General features: G+C 61.5%; 14 protein-coding genes, 1 other RNA gene and 1 pseudogene. 8 read left to right on the plus strand and 8 right to left on the minus strand.

What is annotated here, in order from left to right:
* Positions 1 to 26: 26 nt before the first annotated feature.
* From AB4N33_RS22735 to AB4N33_RS22750, 4 genes are all read right to left on the minus strand, one after another.
* Positions 27 to 1,145 carry an ABC transporter permease gene (locus AB4N33_RS22735; RefSeq protein ID WP_476458285.1) on the minus strand — a complete coding sequence of 373 codons (1,119 nt, stop codon included), beginning with the start codon at positions 1,143 to 1,145 and terminating at the stop codon, positions 27 to 29.
* A complete protein-coding gene (gene rbbA, locus AB4N33_RS22740) occupies positions 1,145 to 3,868 on the minus strand; it encodes a ribosome-associated ATPase/putative transporter RbbA (protein WP_476458286.1) in 2,724 nt (907 codons plus the stop codon). The genes AB4N33_RS22735 and rbbA overlap by 1 nt, the downstream gene beginning before the upstream one ends.
* Positions 3,865 to 4,830 (minus strand): HlyD family secretion protein, encoded by a 966-nt coding sequence (locus tag AB4N33_RS22745; protein WP_460119827.1) that lies wholly within the window; start codon positions 4,828 to 4,830, stop codon positions 3,865 to 3,867. The genes rbbA and AB4N33_RS22745 overlap by 4 nt, the downstream gene beginning before the upstream one ends.
* 115 nt (positions 4,831 to 4,945) lie before the next feature.
* Positions 4,946 to 5,395 carry an EVE domain-containing protein gene (locus tag AB4N33_RS22750; protein WP_460140685.1) on the minus strand — a complete coding sequence of 150 codons (450 nt, stop codon included), beginning with the start codon at positions 5,393 to 5,395 and terminating at the stop codon, positions 4,946 to 4,948.
* A gap of 201 nt (positions 5,396 to 5,596) precedes the next feature.
* Between AB4N33_RS22750 and AB4N33_RS22755 the strand changes: the two genes are divergently transcribed.
* A complete protein-coding gene (locus tag AB4N33_RS22755) occupies positions 5,597 to 5,746 on the plus strand; it encodes a hypothetical protein (protein ID WP_460119831.1) in 150 nt (49 codons plus the stop codon).
* A 34-nt stretch (positions 5,747 to 5,780) separates the two neighbouring features.
* Here AB4N33_RS22755 and AB4N33_RS22760 read toward each other — a convergent pair whose 3' ends face one another.
* The 4 genes from AB4N33_RS22760 to AB4N33_RS22775 form a co-directional block, all read right to left on the minus strand.
* Positions 5,781 to 6,386 (minus strand): 5-formyltetrahydrofolate cyclo-ligase, encoded by a 606-nt coding sequence (locus AB4N33_RS22760; protein WP_460119833.1) that lies wholly within the window; start codon positions 6,384 to 6,386, stop codon positions 5,781 to 5,783.
* A 78-nt stretch (positions 6,387 to 6,464) separates the two neighbouring features.
* Positions 6,465 to 6,643, minus strand: a non-coding RNA gene (gene ssrS, locus AB4N33_RS22765) — 6S RNA.
* Between the two features lie 30 nt (positions 6,644 to 6,673).
* Positions 6,674 to 6,988 carry a cell division protein ZapA gene (locus tag AB4N33_RS22770; protein ID WP_460140687.1) on the minus strand — a complete coding sequence of 105 codons (315 nt, stop codon included), beginning with the start codon at positions 6,986 to 6,988 and terminating at the stop codon, positions 6,674 to 6,676.
* Positions 6,985 to 7,194: a TIGR02449 family protein gene (locus AB4N33_RS22775; RefSeq protein WP_044466189.1), complete on the minus strand. Its 210-nt coding sequence runs from the start codon at positions 7,192 to 7,194 to the stop codon at positions 6,985 to 6,987. Before AB4N33_RS22775 ends, AB4N33_RS22770 begins: the two co-directional genes overlap by 4 nt.
* Positions 7,195 to 7,396: 202 nt before the next feature.
* Between AB4N33_RS22775 and AB4N33_RS22780 the strand changes: the two genes are divergently transcribed.
* From AB4N33_RS22780 to AB4N33_RS22810, 7 genes and pseudogenes are all read left to right on the plus strand, one after another.
* On the plus strand, positions 7,397 to 7,957 hold the full coding sequence (locus AB4N33_RS22780; RefSeq protein WP_460140688.1) for a YecA/YgfB family protein: 561 nt from the start codon (positions 7,397 to 7,399) through the stop codon (positions 7,955 to 7,957).
* A 27-nt stretch (positions 7,958 to 7,984) separates the two neighbouring features.
* On the plus strand, positions 7,985 to 9,319 hold the full coding sequence (gene pepP, locus AB4N33_RS22785; protein ID WP_460119839.1) for a Xaa-Pro aminopeptidase: 1,335 nt from the start codon (positions 7,985 to 7,987) through the stop codon (positions 9,317 to 9,319).
* Positions 9,316 to 10,503, plus strand: coding sequence for a 2-octaprenyl-6-methoxyphenyl hydroxylase (ubiH, locus tag AB4N33_RS22790; protein WP_476458287.1), 1,188 nt, complete (start codon positions 9,316 to 9,318; stop codon positions 10,501 to 10,503). Before pepP ends, ubiH begins: the two co-directional genes overlap by 4 nt.
* Positions 10,496 to 10,981 carry a DUF4442 domain-containing protein gene (locus tag AB4N33_RS22795; RefSeq protein ID WP_476458288.1) on the plus strand — a complete coding sequence of 162 codons (486 nt, stop codon included), beginning with the start codon at positions 10,496 to 10,498 and terminating at the stop codon, positions 10,979 to 10,981. Before ubiH ends, AB4N33_RS22795 begins: the two co-directional genes overlap by 8 nt.
* 9 nt (positions 10,982 to 10,990) lie before the next feature.
* A complete protein-coding gene (locus tag AB4N33_RS22800) occupies positions 10,991 to 12,208 on the plus strand; it encodes a 2-octaprenyl-3-methyl-6-methoxy-1,4-benzoquinol hydroxylase (protein WP_460142181.1) in 1,218 nt (405 codons plus the stop codon).
* Between the two features lie 219 nt (positions 12,209 to 12,427).
* Positions 12,428 to 13,432: an extracellular solute-binding protein gene (locus AB4N33_RS22805; RefSeq protein ID WP_460119845.1), complete on the plus strand. Its 1,005-nt coding sequence runs from the start codon at positions 12,428 to 12,430 to the stop codon at positions 13,430 to 13,432.
* Between the two features lie 78 nt (positions 13,433 to 13,510).
* Positions 13,511 to 15,128 (plus strand): annotated as a pseudogene (locus AB4N33_RS22810) (ABC transporter permease).
* The last annotated feature ends 60 nt before the right edge of the window (positions 15,129 to 15,188 follow it).

Below are 15,188 nucleotides of genomic sequence, written 5' to 3' on the forward strand. Positions count from 1 at the left end.
CTACTCCTGCGGCTGAGGGCTTCGGTTCAGGACGCGAGGCTTTTGCGAAAGCGCATCAGCGCAATGGCGAAGAACAGCACTCCGATGGTCGTGAGCGCGAGCAGGTCCGGCCAGACTACGTTCAGGCTGGCGTCGCGAAACAGGATGGCGGCGCCCAGGCTGACGAAGTGGGTCGAGGGTGAGCCCTGCATCACCCATTGCAGCCACTGCGGCATGCTGTCCAACGGGGTGCTACCCCCGGACAGCAGTAACATCGGGATGATGACCGGGATTGCCAGCAAGCCGAACTGCGGCGTCGAGCGTGCCAGGGTGGCGAGGAAAATCCCCAGCGAGGTGCTGGCGAACAAGTAGCACGCTGTCACCAGCAAAAACAGCGGCAGCGAGCCCGCCAGTGGCACGCCCAGTGCGCCCTTTACGATCACTTCCAGCGACAGCCAGGTGCACAGCACCACGACCAGCATATTGCTCCAGATTTTCGCCAGCATGATTTCCACGGCCGTCAATGGCAGCACCAGCAAATGGTCGAGCGTGCCGTGCTCGCGCTCTCGCAGCAGTGCGGTGCCGGTGAGGACGATGGCGAGGATGGTGATGTTGTTGACGATCTGGATCACTGCCAGGAACCATCCACCCTCCAGATTGGTGTTAAAGAGCGCACGGGTGGTCAGCAGTGCGGGGGCCTTGCTGGCTGCATTACCCTGACCGGCGTATTCGAGCAACTCCCGCTGGAAAATTCGCCCTATGTAACCGGCGCCCATGAACGCCTGGCTCATTGCCGTGGCATCGACGTTGACTTGCACGGCGGGCTGGCGACCGGCGAGCAGGTCGGCCTGAAAATTAGCAGGCACATTGATGACGAACGTGTACTGGCCGCCGTCCATCATTTGGTCCAGTTGCCCATAGGGCAGTGCCGCCGGCGGCTGAAATTCAGGTGGTCGAAGCGCTTGTGCCAATTGCCGCGACAACGGGGTGTGGTCTTCGTCCACCATGGCAACGCTGGCGTTGTGCACACCGATCACCGAGCCTGCCGCGGGCATGTAGATCGCCACGGTGAACGCGTAGAACAGGAACAGTAGCAGGACGCTGTCATGACGCAGGCTGGTGAGTTCCTTGAAACCCAGGCGCAGGATGTGAGCGAGCTTGTGCATCAGGCCTCCTGCTTTTTCAGCATCACCAGGCTGAGCCCAGTGAACACGAAGAAAAACCCGAATAATGCCAGGCATTGTGGCCAAAGCTGGCGCAGGTCCAGGGCCTTGGTGAATGTGCCGACAGCGATGTCGAGGAAGTGCCCGGCCGGGAACAGCGTACCCATCACCGAAGCCGCGCCCTCAAGGGACGAGCGTGGCACAATCAGCCCGGAAAACTGGATGGTGGGCAGGCTGGTGATGATCATGGTGCCCAGGATGGCGGCGATCTGCGTGCGGGTGAATGCCGAGATCAACAGGCCCATGCTGGTCGTCGCCAGCACGTAAAGCAGACCGCCAAAGGCAAGGGTCGGCAAGCTGCCCTTGAACGGTACACCGAACAGCCAGCGATTCATGGCCACCAGCAGCGCCAGGTTGACCAGGCTGATGATGAGGTAGGGAGCCTGTTTACCCAGCAGGAATTCGAGGCGGGTCAGGGGCGTGGCATAGAAGTTGGTGATCGAGCCCAGTTCTTTCTCGCGCACAATGCCGAGCGCCGTCAGCATTGCCGGGATAAATGCCAGGATCAACGCCATGACGCCGGGGCCTATGGCATTCACGCTGACCACATCCTGGTTGTAACGGAAGCGGGTTTCCAGCCGGGCGGGTGCGAGTTGACGCAGCGCAGGACTGCTCTGTTCGGCCAGTTGCTCCAGGTTGGCTTGATGCACCGCCTCCACGTAATTGCGGCTGGTCTCGGCGCGAAACGGCATGCCCCCGTCAAGCCAGGCCGCCACGACCGGTTGACGGCCCGCGTACAAGTCCCTGCCAAAACCTGCCGGTATCTCCAGCGCCAGTTTAATTTCCGAGCGTTGAAGGCGGCGGTGCAGCTCATTGGCGCTGCGGATAGGGGGTTGCTCATCGAAATAACGAGAGCCGCGATAAGCTTCCAGGTAAGCCCGGCTTTGCGGCGTCTGATCCTGGTCGTAGACCGCGAAGGCCAGCTTTTCAACGTCCAGGGAGATGCCGTAGCCGAAAATCACCATCATGAAGATGGCGCCGAGCAGGGCAAACGCCATGCGTACTTTGTCACGCAACAGTTCCTTGCCTTCCCGGCTGGCGACCGCCATCAGACGCCCGAGGCTGAAGTGACTCTCGTTTGCTGGCATGGCGGGCAAGACAGATGACGTCGAGGATTCGCCAGGCGTCGGTGTGTCGAGGTTGCCTTGCGCTTGCTCCAGGCAGGTCACAAACGCGGCTTCAAGGGTTTCGCCCATGAACTGCTGCTGCAATGCCGCAGGTGTGTCGCAAGCCAATACCTTGCCTGCGTGCATCAACGAAATGCGATCGCAACGCTGCGCTTCGTTCATGAAGTGGGTCGAGAGGAAAATGGTTACGCCCTGCTCACGGGACAGTTCGATCAACAATCGCCAAAAGTCATTCCGGGCGGCGGGGTCTACACCGGATGTCGGTTCGTCGAGGATCAACACTTCCGGGCGATGAAGCACTGCCACGGCAAGAGATAACCGCTGGCGTAAGCCCAGGGGTAGCGCGCCGGACTGCTGGTCGGCCACGGTGTCCAGGTTGAAGCGTCGGATCAGTTCGTCGATGCGTTGTGAGCTCTGGTCTTTTGGCAGGTCGAACAGCCGCGCGTGCAATGCCAGGTTCTGTCGAACGCTGAGTTCGCCGTACAACGAAAAGTTCTGCGACATGAAGCCGACCCGCTTACGCGTGGCCAGGTCCTTGGCGTTCACCGGCTTACCCAGCAGCATGGCCCTGCCTTCCGAGGCGGGCATCAGGCCGGTGAGGACCTTCATGGTGGTGGTCTTGCCGCAGCCGTTGGAACCAAGAAAGCCGAAAATTTCGCCACGACCAATGGCGAAGCTGACCTTGTTCACGGCGGTGAAGTCGCCAAAGCGCAGCGTCAGGTCATGGGCCTCGATGGCGATGTCGGTGGCGTTGCCGCTCAGGGGCGGGATCACCAGCGGCTGATTGTCGTGACGGCTGTCACCCTGGAAGTGGGTAAAGGCCTCATCGAGTTTGCCGCTCGGGGTGGTCGCGGCCAGTTCCCGGCTCAAGCCGGCAGCAATCAGCTTGCCTTTGTCGAGCATCAGGCAGTGCTCGAACTGCTCGGCCTCCTCCATGTAGGCGGTCGCCACCAGCAACGTCAATTGAGGGCGCTGGCGTCGCACGTCATCCACCAGTTCCCAGAAATGCAGGCGCGACAGCGGGTCGACACCTGTGGTCGGCTCATCGAGGATCAGCAGATCCGGCTCATGGATCAATGCACAACACAGCCCCAGCTTTTGCTTCATGCCACCGGACAGTTTTCCGGCCGGTCGGTCGGTGAACCGAAGCAGGTCGGTGGCCAGCAGCAGGTTGTGCATGCGCTGGTCGCATTCGGCTGTCGACAGGCCGAACAGGGTGGCGAAAAACTGGATGTTCTCGCGGATCGATAACTCGGGATAAAGGTTGCCGCCCAGGCCCTGAGGCATAAAAGCGATGCGCGCATAGAGGGTGTTGCGATGGCGACGATCCTGGATCGGACCGTTCAGCACCTGTAACTGGCCTTGCTGGAGCTTTTTCACCCCGGCAATCAGCCCCAATAGGCTCGATTTGCCAGCCCCATCGGGGCCGATCAGCCCGCAGCGGGTGCCAGCGGGCAGCTCGAATGCGATGTCGCTCAGTGCGGATTGTTTGCCGTACCGATGGTGGACCGCGTTCGCGTGAACCGCGAGGCCGTTCATTGCAGATTGACCGGCCAATCAACGCTTGCAGTGCGCACGTACCCGGCGCCGGGCATGCCGGGTTTGACCTGGGGCGGTGCGCTCGGGTCGGTCAGGCGCAATTTGACACGAAATACCAGTTTTTGTCGTTCGTCGCGAGTCTCGACTTCCTTGGGCGTGAATTGCGACTTGGCGGCGACGAAGCTGATTTTCGCCGGCAGCGGGTGATCGGGCAGGGCATCGAGCAAGATCCGTGCTTCATCACCCACCGCCAGGCGCCCGGTCACCGATGCGGGGAGGTAAAGATTCATGTATTGGTCACTTGGATCGATCAGCAGCAACACCCGTCCCCCGGCACCCAGTACTTCACCGGGCTCGGCCATGCGCAACTGGATGATGCCGTCGATGGGCGCGCGCAAGCTGCTGTCGTCAATTTCGCTCGTCAACTGCGCGACTTGCGCCTGGGCCGCGCCAATTGCCGCACTCACCGCTGAGACCTGGGCGCGGGCGGCGGTGACAGCGGCGTTGGCGGTGCCAATTCGAGACTGTTGCTGATCGATGATCTGGGCGCTGACAAAGCCATGCTTGAGCAGCGCCTGGGATCGACTGAGTTCCTGCTGTGCCAGCAGTTGCTCGCTCAGGCGCAATTGCACATTGGCTTGCGCGGCCGCCAGGTTTTCCCGGGCGCGCAATACTTCAGCTTCAGCCTGGTTACGCTGGGCTTCGAGGGTGCGGGTATCCATGCGGGCGAGCAATTGCCCTTTGCTGACCTTGTCGCCTTCATCGACCAGCACCTCAGCCAGTCGTCCGGGCGTTTTGCTGGCGATCTGCACTTCGGTAGCCTCCAGGCGTCCATTGCCGACATACAGGCCATCGGGCAAACGGTCATGCATGGATTTCCAGTAACCGAAACCACCGGCTGCCAGCAGCAGAACACCTAAAGCGCTGGCGAAAACAATCGAAGAACGGCTGGGCGTAGACATGTGGGCATCCTGCGGCTGTTGAGTCCTAGTCTGGTCGATCGAACGTGTGGACGTTTTGATGCCAGTCAACTGCGTTGTCTTGTAGGGTGAGCGCGTCGAACCGTTGCTCCTGCCGTTAACGCATCTCCAGGACTGCGGCCCACTGCTGGGCGGTCACCGGCATCACCGACAGCCGTGACCCTTTCTGCACCAGGGGCATTTCTGCCAGCGCGGCCTGCTGTTTGAGGTAATCGAGCTTCAGCACCCGGGAAAACGTCTGCACATGCGCCACGTCAATGGCGCTCCACGGGTTTTTCTCTACGCTGGCCTTCGGGTCGTGGTAAGGACTTTCGGGGTTCAGGGCTGTCGGGTCGGGATAGGCCGCTTCGACAATTTTACCGATTCCGGCGATTCCGGGTTCCGGGCAACTGGAATGATAGAAGAAGAACTCGTCGCCAATCGCCATGGACCGCAGGAAGTTGCGCGCCTGATAGTTGCGAACACCGTCCCAGCGCGCTTTGCCAAGGTGCTCAAGCCCCTTGATTGACAGTTCGTCGGGCTCGGATTTCATCAGCCAGTAGGCCATGGGTTTTGCTCCTTGCGGGTCGAGTGGGCAAGTTGTCGGGCAATTTTATGACAAACCGACGGTCGGTTGACGCCAGCGTTTGCGTGTCAGTTCACGTTGTCGCAAAATGCCGGCCTTCTTAGCTTGACACTGCTGCACGGCCTACACCTACAACGGAAACCGCTGCTGTCATCGTGTTGATATGCCTTTGGGGGGCAGTCGATGAAACGCAAACCGGATTTACTATGGATTTTGGTTATTTTGTTTGGCCTTGGCGTCGTGACCACGGGCTATGCCCAAAGTCTGTGGAGCAGCAAGACCGACGCGCCGATTGAAATCGCGCAACAACAGTCGACAGCTTTCAAGCGCTGACCTGTTTTTTCGACGCCGCTGATCCCAGTGGCGTCTAGCCTGCGTAGTACCAGGCCTTGTCCGTGACCGTTCCCTGCAACGGCACATCCCAGCTCGCTTGCGCCAATCGCTCGACCTTCTGGCATTCATGGGCCAGCCCCAGCAGTGTCGGCTTGCGCCAGTTTTGGCGCCGCGACAGATACGCCAGGCTGCGGTCGTAGAAACCACCACCCATGCCCAGGCGACCGCCCACATCGTCAAAGCCCACCAGCGGCAACAACACCAGGTCCAGTGCCCAGACCTTACGCTGGCGAGCGAGATTTGCCCGTGGCTCAAGGATGCGGAAACGGTTGGGCTTGAGCTTCTCGCCGGGGCGAATGCGCTGGAAGACCATTTTGGTTCGGGGCCATGCGCTGAGCACGGGCAGATACGTCGCCTTGCCGCGACGTTGAGCGGCCCGCAGCAACACGCGCGGATCGATTTCACCGTCGGTCGGTAAATAAAGGGAGATGTGCCTGGCGCGGCGAAACAGTGGCTGTTGTGCCAGTTGTTTGTATAACCCGCGAGCCGCCTGGCGCTGCTGGCTGGGTGTCAGTGCGCGACGCGCCTTGCGCAGCATGCGTCGAAGTTGCGGGCGGGGAAGCAGCGCAGGTTCGGTCATGGATTCAGGCTTCGGCAGTGCGGGCAGCGCCCATAAAAAAGCCGATGCCGGTGTTTGAACCGGCATCGGACTGCAATCAGGCTCCCCGGATGAACCGCTGCTGACTTAGCCCTTGAACCCGAAAGTTCAAGGTGGAAGAAGCAGTAGGCTTTAAGGCTTTCCGTCTAGCGGACATGCACACCAGCCCAACGTGCAACTTCCAGGGTAGTGCGAATCGGCTCAGGGACGTGGTCAACTGGCAAGCACCCCAGGGAGTGTTGCGAGTATAACCCAAGCGGCCCGACGAATCAGCCCCTGACGTCCGGATCGGTGGCCAATACCAGATCAACGCGATCGAGCAGGTCGCGAACCTGCTCGCGGGTTGCGCTGCTGACCGGCACGTCTGTTCGTTCGGTCTTGTGCAGCATTTCGTGGGTGATGTTCAGGGCGGCCATCACGGCGATCCGGTCAGCGCCAATGACTTTGCCGCTGCTGCGGATTTCACGCATCTTGCCATCCAGGTAACGGGCAGCACTCACCAGATTGCTGCGCTCTTCCTGTGGGCAGATGATCGAATACTCTTTGTCGAGGATCTGCACGGTGACGCTATTGCTTGAACTCATGAGTCTTGCTCCAGGGCCTTGAGGCGCGAAATCATCGATTCGACCTTACGCCGGGCGATTTCGTTTTTTTCAATGAGGTGAGCGCGTTCCTCGCGCCAGGTTTTTTCCTGAGCTAGTAGGAGTGCGTTTTGACTCTTAAGTTGCTCGACCCGATCAATCAGCAGTTCGAGTCTGGCCATCAGCGCTTGCAGGTCGGTGTCTTCCATTGTGTCCACTGAAAATGTCTGATGGGGGGACGGCCCCTGTAGGAGCGAGCTTGCTCGCGATGGTCGTCAACGATACCGCTGGATCCCTGACACCCCGCAGCGATCTCGAGTTCATCGCGAGCAAGCTCGCTCCTACAGAGGAGTCGATGTAGGATACAAGGCCTTCATTCTAGACATTGCGCCGTCTGGCGCCTAGCAGCCCATGCCTATTCAGAATTCCCCGTACCAAGCCTTCGCCACCCTGCTGTCCTCCAGTGGTCACTCCGTCTCGCCTGCCGAACTGCATGGCCTGCTCCTGGGCCGCAGTTGCGCCGGTGCCGGTTTTGATGCCGAAGGCTGGCTCATCGATGCCGCCGAGTTGCTCGAGAGCGAGCCGCAGGACAACGTTCGCAACGCCTTGATAGGCCTTCAGGAAATGGTCAAGGGCGAACTCACCGGTGATGACGTGACCGTGGTCCTGCTGCTGCCGACCGATGATGCGCCGCTGGCTGACCGTGCTGCGGCACTGGGTCAATGGTGCCAAGGCTTCCTCAGCGGTTTCGGCCTCAACTGCCGCGACAGTAGCATGCTGAGCACCGAGGCCACCGAAGTGTTGCAGGATCTGTCCGCGGTATCCCAGGTGCAAGATGCGCTGGAAGAGTCCGACGACGGCGAAAACGACTACATGGAAGTGATGGAATACCTGCGCGTCGCGCCGCTGTTGCTGTTCTCGGAAACCCGTAAGTCGGACACCCCGGCTGCTGCCAAACCGTCGTTGCATTAATCGCGAGCCAGGAAAAGCCATCTGCCCATGATTCATATCCCGAAATCGGAATACAGCCGTCGCCGCAAGGCCTTGATGGCGCAGATGGAACCCAACAGCATCGCCATACTGCCCGCCGCCGCGGTGGCCATCCGCAACCGCGACGTCGAGCATGTCTACCGCCAGGACAGCGATTTCCAGTACCTCAGCGGCTTTGGGGAACCACAGGCGGTCATCGTGCTGATGCCCGGTCGCGAGCATGGCGAGTACCTGTTGTTCTGCCGTGAGCGCAACGCCGAGCGAGAGCTCTGGGACGGCCTGCGTGCCGGCCAGGAAGGTGCGATCCGCGACTTCGGCGCTGACGACGCCTTTCCCATTACCGATATCGACGACATCCTGCCGGGCCTGATCGAAGGGCGCGACCGGGTGTATTCAGCCATGGGCAGCAACCCCGAGTTCGACCGGCACCTGATGGACTGGATCAATGTGATCCGCTCCAAGGCGCACCTGGGGGCGCAGCCGCCGAACGAATTCGTTGCGCTGGATCATCTGCTTCACGACATGCGCCTGTATAAATCGGCGGCAGAAGTGAAGGTGATGCGCGAAGCTGCGCGGATTTCCGCCCAGGCGCATATCCGGGCGATGCAGGCCAGCCGGCCGGGGCTGCATGAGTTCAGTCTCGAAGCCGAGCTTGATTACGAGTTCCGCAAGGGTGGAGCGAAGATGCCGGCGTACGGTTCGATCGTTGCATCCGGACGCAACAGTTGCATCCTGCATTACCAGCAGAATGACGCCGTGCTCAAGGATGGCGACCTGGTGCTGATCGACGCCGGTTGCGAAATCGATTGCTACGCCAGTGACATCACCCGAACCTGGCCGGTCAACGGCAAGTTTTCCGCCGAGCAGAAGGCCATCTACGAGCTGGTACTGGCATCGCAACAGGCCGCCTTCGCCGAGATCGCGCCGAACAAACACTGGAACCAGGCGCACGAAGCGACGGTCCAGGTGATAACCGCCGGGCTGGTGAAGCTCGGGCTCTTGCAGGGCGACGTTGACGAATTGATCGCCAGCGAAGCCTACCGGGCGTTTTACATGCACCGTGCCGGCCATTGGCTGGGCATGGATGTCCATGACGTCGGCGAGTACAAGGTCGGCGGCGAGTGGCGCGTGCTGGAGGTCGGCATGGCGCTCACCGTGGAGCCGGGGATCTACATTGCCCCGGACAACACGAACGTGGCGAAGAAATGGCGCGGCATAGGCGTGCGCATCGAGGACGACGTGGTGGTGACCAAGACCGGTTGTGAAATCCTGACCCATGGCGTGCCGAAAACGGTCGCCGAAATCGAGGCGCTGATGGCCCAAGCACGGACACAAGCGGCATGAGTCGAGTCAATCTGGCAATCATCGGTGGCGGTCTGGTCGGCGCCAGTCTGGCGTTGGCGTTGCAGGCCGGGGCCAAGGCCCGCGGTTGGAAGATCGTGCTGATCGAACCATTTGCCCCGGGCGACAGCTACCAGCCGAGCTACGACGCGCGGTCTTCGGCACTGTCTTACGGAGCCAAGCAGATTTATCAACGGTTGGGCCTGTGGCAGGAAATTTCCCGCCGCGCCGAGCCGATCAAGCAGATTCATGTGTCCGACCGTGGCCGCTTCTCCACCGCGCGCCTCTCTGCGATGGAAGAGGGTGTACCGGCGCTGGGGTATGTGGTCGAAAATGCCTGGCTGGGTCAATGCCTATGGCAAGGCCTGGACAAGGACGTGGTCACCTGGCGCTGCCCGGCGGAAGTGACTCGCCTGGAGCCGCTGACCGACGGCTATCGCCTGACCCTCAACGATGAAACCACCCTGGAATGCGACCTCGCGGTACTCGCCGATGGCGGTCGTTCCGGCCTGCGCGAGCAGTTGGGGATTGGCGTTCGCCAACGTCCTTACAACCAGAGCGCGCTGATCGCCAACATCACTCCGAGCGAAGCGCACAACGGAATGGCCTTCGAGCGTTTCACCGATGATGGCCCGATGGCTTTGCTGCCGCTGGCGGACAACCGCTGCGCGCTGGTCTGGACCCGATTGGGAATGGACGCGCAACGGCTGGCAGCGCTGGATGAGCGCAGTTTTCTCCACGAGTTGCAGAACGTGTTCGGCTACCGCCTCGGCACCTTGAAGCAGGTGGGGGCGCGGCATCTCTACCCGCTCACCCTGGTTGAAGCCGAGGAGCAGGTGCGCCCCCATCTGGTGGTCCTGGGCAATGCCGCCCACAGTCTTCACCCGATTGCCGGCCAGGGTTTCAACCTGTCGCTGCGCGATGCCCAGGCGTTGGCCGATACGTTGCTGGCCAGCGATAAACCGCTGGGCGACTTTGCGACGTTGCAGGCTTACCGCGAACGTCAGCGCCTGGACCAGAGCCTGACGGTGGGTTTTTCCGATCAGGTCACGCGGTTGTTCGGCAGCAGCTTGCCGCTGGTGTCGCTGGGCCGCAACATCGGACTGCTCGGACTCGACCTGCTGCCGCCGGCCAAGCGCTGGTTCGCCCGTCAGGCCATGGGCCTGGGTACTCGGCCTGATGCTTAAGGCGTTGACCGACAGGTTCGGCAAGGCGCGATTGCTGCGTTGGGCCATGACGTTTTATCCGCCGTACCTGGGCGCCGGGGTTCGGGTGCGGCACATCAGTGACGACTTCCGCGACATCCAGGTGTCCATGGGGCTTGGCTGGTACAACCGCAATTACGTCGGCACGCAATTCGGCGGCAGCCTGTATTCGATGGTCGATCCGTTCTACATGCTGATGCTGATGGAAAATCTAGGCCGCCGTTACATTGTCTGGGACAAGGAGGCCGACATCGACTTCATCTCGCCGGGTAAAGGCCCGGTGTTCGCCAGTTTCAGGGTCGACGAGACCCTGCTCGACGAGATTCGCTGGCACACGGCGACGGGCGAAAAATTCCTGCCGCAATTGCAGGTCGATATTCACGACGGCGCCGGCACCCTTGTGGCGCGGGTGCGCAAAACCCTTTACGTGCGGCTCAAACCGCAAACGAGACAGGCTTAAAGCATGGATATGCGCGCAGATCTGCTGATTGTCGGTGCCGGAATGGTCGGCAGCGCCCTGGCGCTGGCGTTACGCGACAGCGGGCTGAACATCCTGCTGCTGGACGGCAGCCCGATGACGGTCAAACCCTTCGACGCGCAGGCGCCATTCGAGCCGCGAGTGAGCGCGCTGTCGGCGGCCAGCCAGCGGATTCTCGAGCGGCTGGGCGCCTGGGAAGGCATCGCCAAACGACGCAGCAGCCCGTATTCGGACATGCATGTGTGGGATGGCAGTGGCACCGGGCAGATCCATTTCAGCGCCGCCAGTGTGCATGCCGAGGGGTTGGGGCATATCGTGGAGAATCGCGTGGTGCAGGACGCCTTGCTCGACTGCCTGCACGACAGCGACCTGGGCCTGTTGGCGGGTGCGCGGCTGGAACAGATGCGCCGCTCCGGCGATGACTGGCTGCTGACCCTGGCCGACGGCCGCCAATTACGCGCGCCGCTGGTGATTGCCGCAGATGGTGCCAACTCGGCGGTGCGGCGCCTGACGGGCATGGCCACACGCGAGTGGGATTATCTGCATCACGCCATCGTTACCAGCGTGCGCAGCTCCAATGCGCACCAGATGACGGCCTGGCAACGTTTTACCGATAACGGGCCATTGGCGTTTCTGCCACTGGAGCGCGATGGCCAGCAGGATTGGTGCTCGATCGTCTGGTCGACGACGCCGGGCGAAGCCGAACGCTTGATGGCACTGGATGACGACAGCTTCTGTCATGAACTGGAGCGCGCCTTCGAAGGCCGCCTGGGTTCGGTCATCAGCGCCGATCCTCGCCTGTGTGTGCCGCTGCGTCAGCGTCATGCCAAGCGCTACGTGGCTGAAGGCCTGGCGCTGATCGGCGACGCGGCCCACACCATTCACCCGTTGGCCGGGCAGGGCGTGAACCTGGGCTTCCTTGATGCCGCGGTACTCGCCGAAGTATTGCTGCAAGCGACCGAGCGTGGCGAGCGGCTGGCCGATGTGAAAGTGTTGAGCCGCTTCGAACGTCGGCGCATGCCACACAACCTGGCGTTGATGGCGGCGATGGAGGGCTTCGAGCGTTTATTCCAGGCCGATCCGTTGCCGGTGCGATGGCTGCGTAATGTCGGGCTGAAAATGGTCGATCAGATGCCGGAGGCCAAGGCGCTCTTCGTGCGCGAGGCGCTAGGACTGACCGGGGATTTGCCGGCGTTGGCCAAGGCCTGAGATTTTTGCAGGGGCTGACGGCCCTATCGCGGGCAAGCCCGCTCCTACAGTGGAACCTATACCCCTGTGGGAGCGGGCTTGCCCGCGATAGGTCGCACATTCTCCACACACTTCAGGCTGTGCAACATCTGGTAACGCCTCCGCCAACTGTTCGATTGAGATGGTAAATGTGAGTCCTTATCATTTGGCCTCACTTTTCCTGATCGAGAGTTGGCTCCCATGTTGGCATCGAAGCGTCTATTGACGGCACTCGCCCTGACCCTGATTGGCAGCACCGCCGCCCAGGCTGCTGACGAGGTGGTGGTCTACTCCTCACGTATCGACGAGCTGATCAAGCCCGTGTTCGATGCCTACACCGCGAAAACCGGGGTGACGGTCAAATTCATCACCGACAAGGAAGCGCCGTTGATGCAGCGCATCAAGGCCGAGGGTGAAAATGCCACCGCCGACCTGCTGCTGACCGTCGATGCCGGCAACCTCTGGCAGGCCGAGCAGATGGGTATCCTGCAGCCTTTCACCTCGAAAACCATCGACACCAACATCCCGCCGCAGTACCGCGCTTCCAGCCATGCCTGGACCGGCCTGAGCCTGCGGGCCCGGACAATCGCCTACTCCACCGTGCGGGTGAAACCGGGCGAGTTGACCACCTATGAAGCCCTGGCCGACAAAAACTGGGAAGGCCGCCTGTGCCTGCGTACCGCCAAGAAGGTCTACAACCAGTCCCTGACCGCGACCATGATCGAAACCCACGGTGCCGAGAAAACCGAGAAGATCCTCAAGGGCTGGGTCAACAACCTCTCCACCGACGTGTTCTCCGACGACGTGGCGGTGCTGGAAGCAATCAACGCCGGTCAGTGCGATGTCGGCATCGTCAACACCTACTACTATGGCCGTCTGCACCAACAGAAGCCTGATCTGCCAGTGAAACTGTTCTGGCCAAACCAGGCGGATCGCGGCGTGCACGTCAACCTGTCGGGCATCGGCCTGACCAAGCACGCGCCGCATCCAGAGGCAGCGAAGGCACTGGTGGAGTGGATGACCACCGCCGAAGCCCAAAAGATCTTTGCTGACGTGAACCAGGAGTTCCCGGCCAACCCTGCCGTGCAGCCGTCCGCTGAAGTGGCCGCGTGGGGCAAGTTCGTCGCCGACACCCTGCCGGTGGAAGTCGCCGGCAAGCGCCAGGCTGAAGCCATCCGCATGATGGATCGGGCTGGCTGGAACTGACGCCACCGTTATACTGCGCGCCCTGATCGTGCCCACGCCTGTCGTGGGCACGTTCATTTTTCAATGAGAGCTTTTTCCTTGGCCCACCCCGCCCAACGCCGTTGGTATCCCCTGGTCTTCGCCATCGCTGCGCTGGTCCTGTTGCCCCTGAGCGTTCTGCTGCTGTCCTGGCAAACCATCGATCAACAGATCTGGTCCCACCTTTGGGAGACCCAGATGCCGCGACTCTTGGGCAACACGGTGACGTTGGTGCTGGGCGTCGGTATTGGCGTGACGCTGCTGGGTGTCAGCCTGGCCTGGCTCACCAGCCTGTGCGAATTCCCTGGCCGCAAATGGCTAGATTGGGCGTTGATGCTGCCATTCGCGATTCCAGCCTACGTGCTGGCCTTCGTTTTCGTCGGCCTGCTGGATTTCGCCGGGCCGGTGCAAACACTGATGCGCGAATGGTTTGGCGCGGGGTTGCGGCTGCCGCGCGTGCGCTCCACGGGCGGCGTCGTCCTTGTGCTGGTGCTGGTTTTCTATCCGTATGTCTACCTGCTGGCGCGCACGGCGTTCCTGGCGCAGGGCAAAGGTCTGATGGAAGCCGCGCGGGTGCTTGGCCAGTCGCCCTGGCAGGCGTTCTGGCGTGTCGCGCTCCCGATGGCCAGGCCGGCCATTGGCGCCGGAGTCGCGTTGGCGCTGATGGAAACCCTGGCGGATTTCGGCGCGGTGTCGGTGTTCAACTTCGACACGTTCACCACTGCGATCTACAAGACCTGGTACGGATTTTTCAGCCTGTCCTCGGCGGCGCAACTGGCCAGTCTGCTGTTGTTGGTGGTGATGCTGGTGCTCTACGGTGAGCGGCGTGCCCGTGGGGCCATTCGTGCGAGCAACGAGCGACCGCGGGTCAAGGCGTTGTATCACCTGCGAGGTTTCAAGGCGCTGGCGGCGATGAGCTGGTGCGGCCTGGTATTCGCCTGCGCCTTCGTCATTCCCATGCTGCAACTGGTGGTGTGGTTCTGGCAGCGCGGTCGTTTCGATCTGGACGAGCGCTACACCGGGTTGATTGTCCACACGCTGTATCTTGGGGCAATGGCCGCGCTGATCACTGTCGGTGTCGCGTTGATACTGGCGTTTGCCGGTCGACTGGCGCCAACCCGTGCAATCCGCTCAGGCATCAGCCTGGCCAACCTGGGGTACGCGTTGCCCGGTTCAGTGCTGGCGGTGTCGATCATGCTGGCGTTCAGTTACCTGGACCGCGAGCTGGTGATTCCCGTTTCGGGTTGGCTGGGCGGTGCAGGCAAGCCATTGCTGCTGGGCAGTCTGGCCGCCCTGTTGCTGGCTTACCTGGTGCGCTTCATCGCCGTGGCATTCGGCCCCTTAGGAAAGCAGTCTGGCGCGAATACGGCCATCTTTGCCCGAAGCGGCCCGTAGCCTCGGCGTCAGCGGCCCGCGACTGTTTTTCAAAGTGTATCTGCCGTTGTTGCTGCCGGGCACTTTGAGCGCGGCGTTGCTGGTGTTTGTCGATGTGCTCAAGGAAATGCCCGCGACCCTGCTGATGCGCCCGTTTGGCTGGGACACGCTGGCGGTGCGGATCTTTGAAATGACCAGCGAAGGGGAATGGGCGAGAGCGTCCCTGCCAGCGCTGACGCTGGTTTTGGTCGGGCTGTTGCCGGTCATCGGATTGATCCGACGTTCGGCCCATCAAAACAGCTAGGTGCCAGTCCTACACCTTGAGGCTACAATGCGCGGCATTCGGTGCGGTCCGTCTCACAGA

The sequence above is a fragment of the Pseudomonas sp. S1_E05 genome, from assembly GCF_056337105.1.

Coding starts and splice junctions, on each gene's coding strand:
- AB4N33_RS22735 (WP_476458285.1), bottom strand. CDS start 1,145: ATGCACAAGCTCGCTCACATCCTGCGCCTGGGTTTCAAGGAACTCACC.
- rbbA (WP_476458286.1), bottom strand. CDS start 3,868: ATGAACGGCCTCGCGGTTCACGCGAACGCGGTCCACCATCGGTACGGC.
- AB4N33_RS22745 (WP_460119827.1), bottom strand. CDS start 4,830: ATGTCTACGCCCAGCCGTTCTTCGATTGTTTTCGCCAGCGCTTTAGGT.
- AB4N33_RS22750 (WP_460140685.1), bottom strand. CDS start 5,395: ATGGCCTACTGGCTGATGAAATCCGAGCCCGACGAACTGTCAATCAAG.
- AB4N33_RS22755 (WP_460119831.1), top strand. CDS start 5,597: ATGAAACGCAAACCGGATTTACTATGGATTTTGGTTATTTTGTTTGGC.
- AB4N33_RS22760 (WP_460119833.1), bottom strand. CDS start 6,386: ATGACCGAACCTGCGCTGCTTCCCCGCCCGCAACTTCGACGCATGCTG.
- AB4N33_RS22770 (WP_460140687.1), bottom strand. CDS start 6,988: ATGAGTTCAAGCAATAGCGTCACCGTGCAGATCCTCGACAAAGAGTAT.
- AB4N33_RS22775 (WP_044466189.1), bottom strand. CDS start 7,194: ATGGAAGACACCGACCTGCAAGCGCTGATGGCCAGACTCGAACTGCTG.
- AB4N33_RS22780 (WP_460140688.1), top strand. CDS start 7,397: ATGCCTATTCAGAATTCCCCGTACCAAGCCTTCGCCACCCTGCTGTCC.
- pepP (WP_460119839.1), top strand. CDS start 7,985: ATGATTCATATCCCGAAATCGGAATACAGCCGTCGCCGCAAGGCCTTG.
- ubiH (WP_476458287.1), top strand. CDS start 9,316: ATGAGTCGAGTCAATCTGGCAATCATCGGTGGCGGTCTGGTCGGCGCC.
- AB4N33_RS22795 (WP_476458288.1), top strand. CDS start 10,496: ATGCTTAAGGCGTTGACCGACAGGTTCGGCAAGGCGCGATTGCTGCGT.
- AB4N33_RS22800 (WP_460142181.1), top strand. CDS start 10,991: ATGCGCGCAGATCTGCTGATTGTCGGTGCCGGAATGGTCGGCAGCGCC.
- AB4N33_RS22805 (WP_460119845.1), top strand. CDS start 12,428: ATGTTGGCATCGAAGCGTCTATTGACGGCACTCGCCCTGACCCTGATT.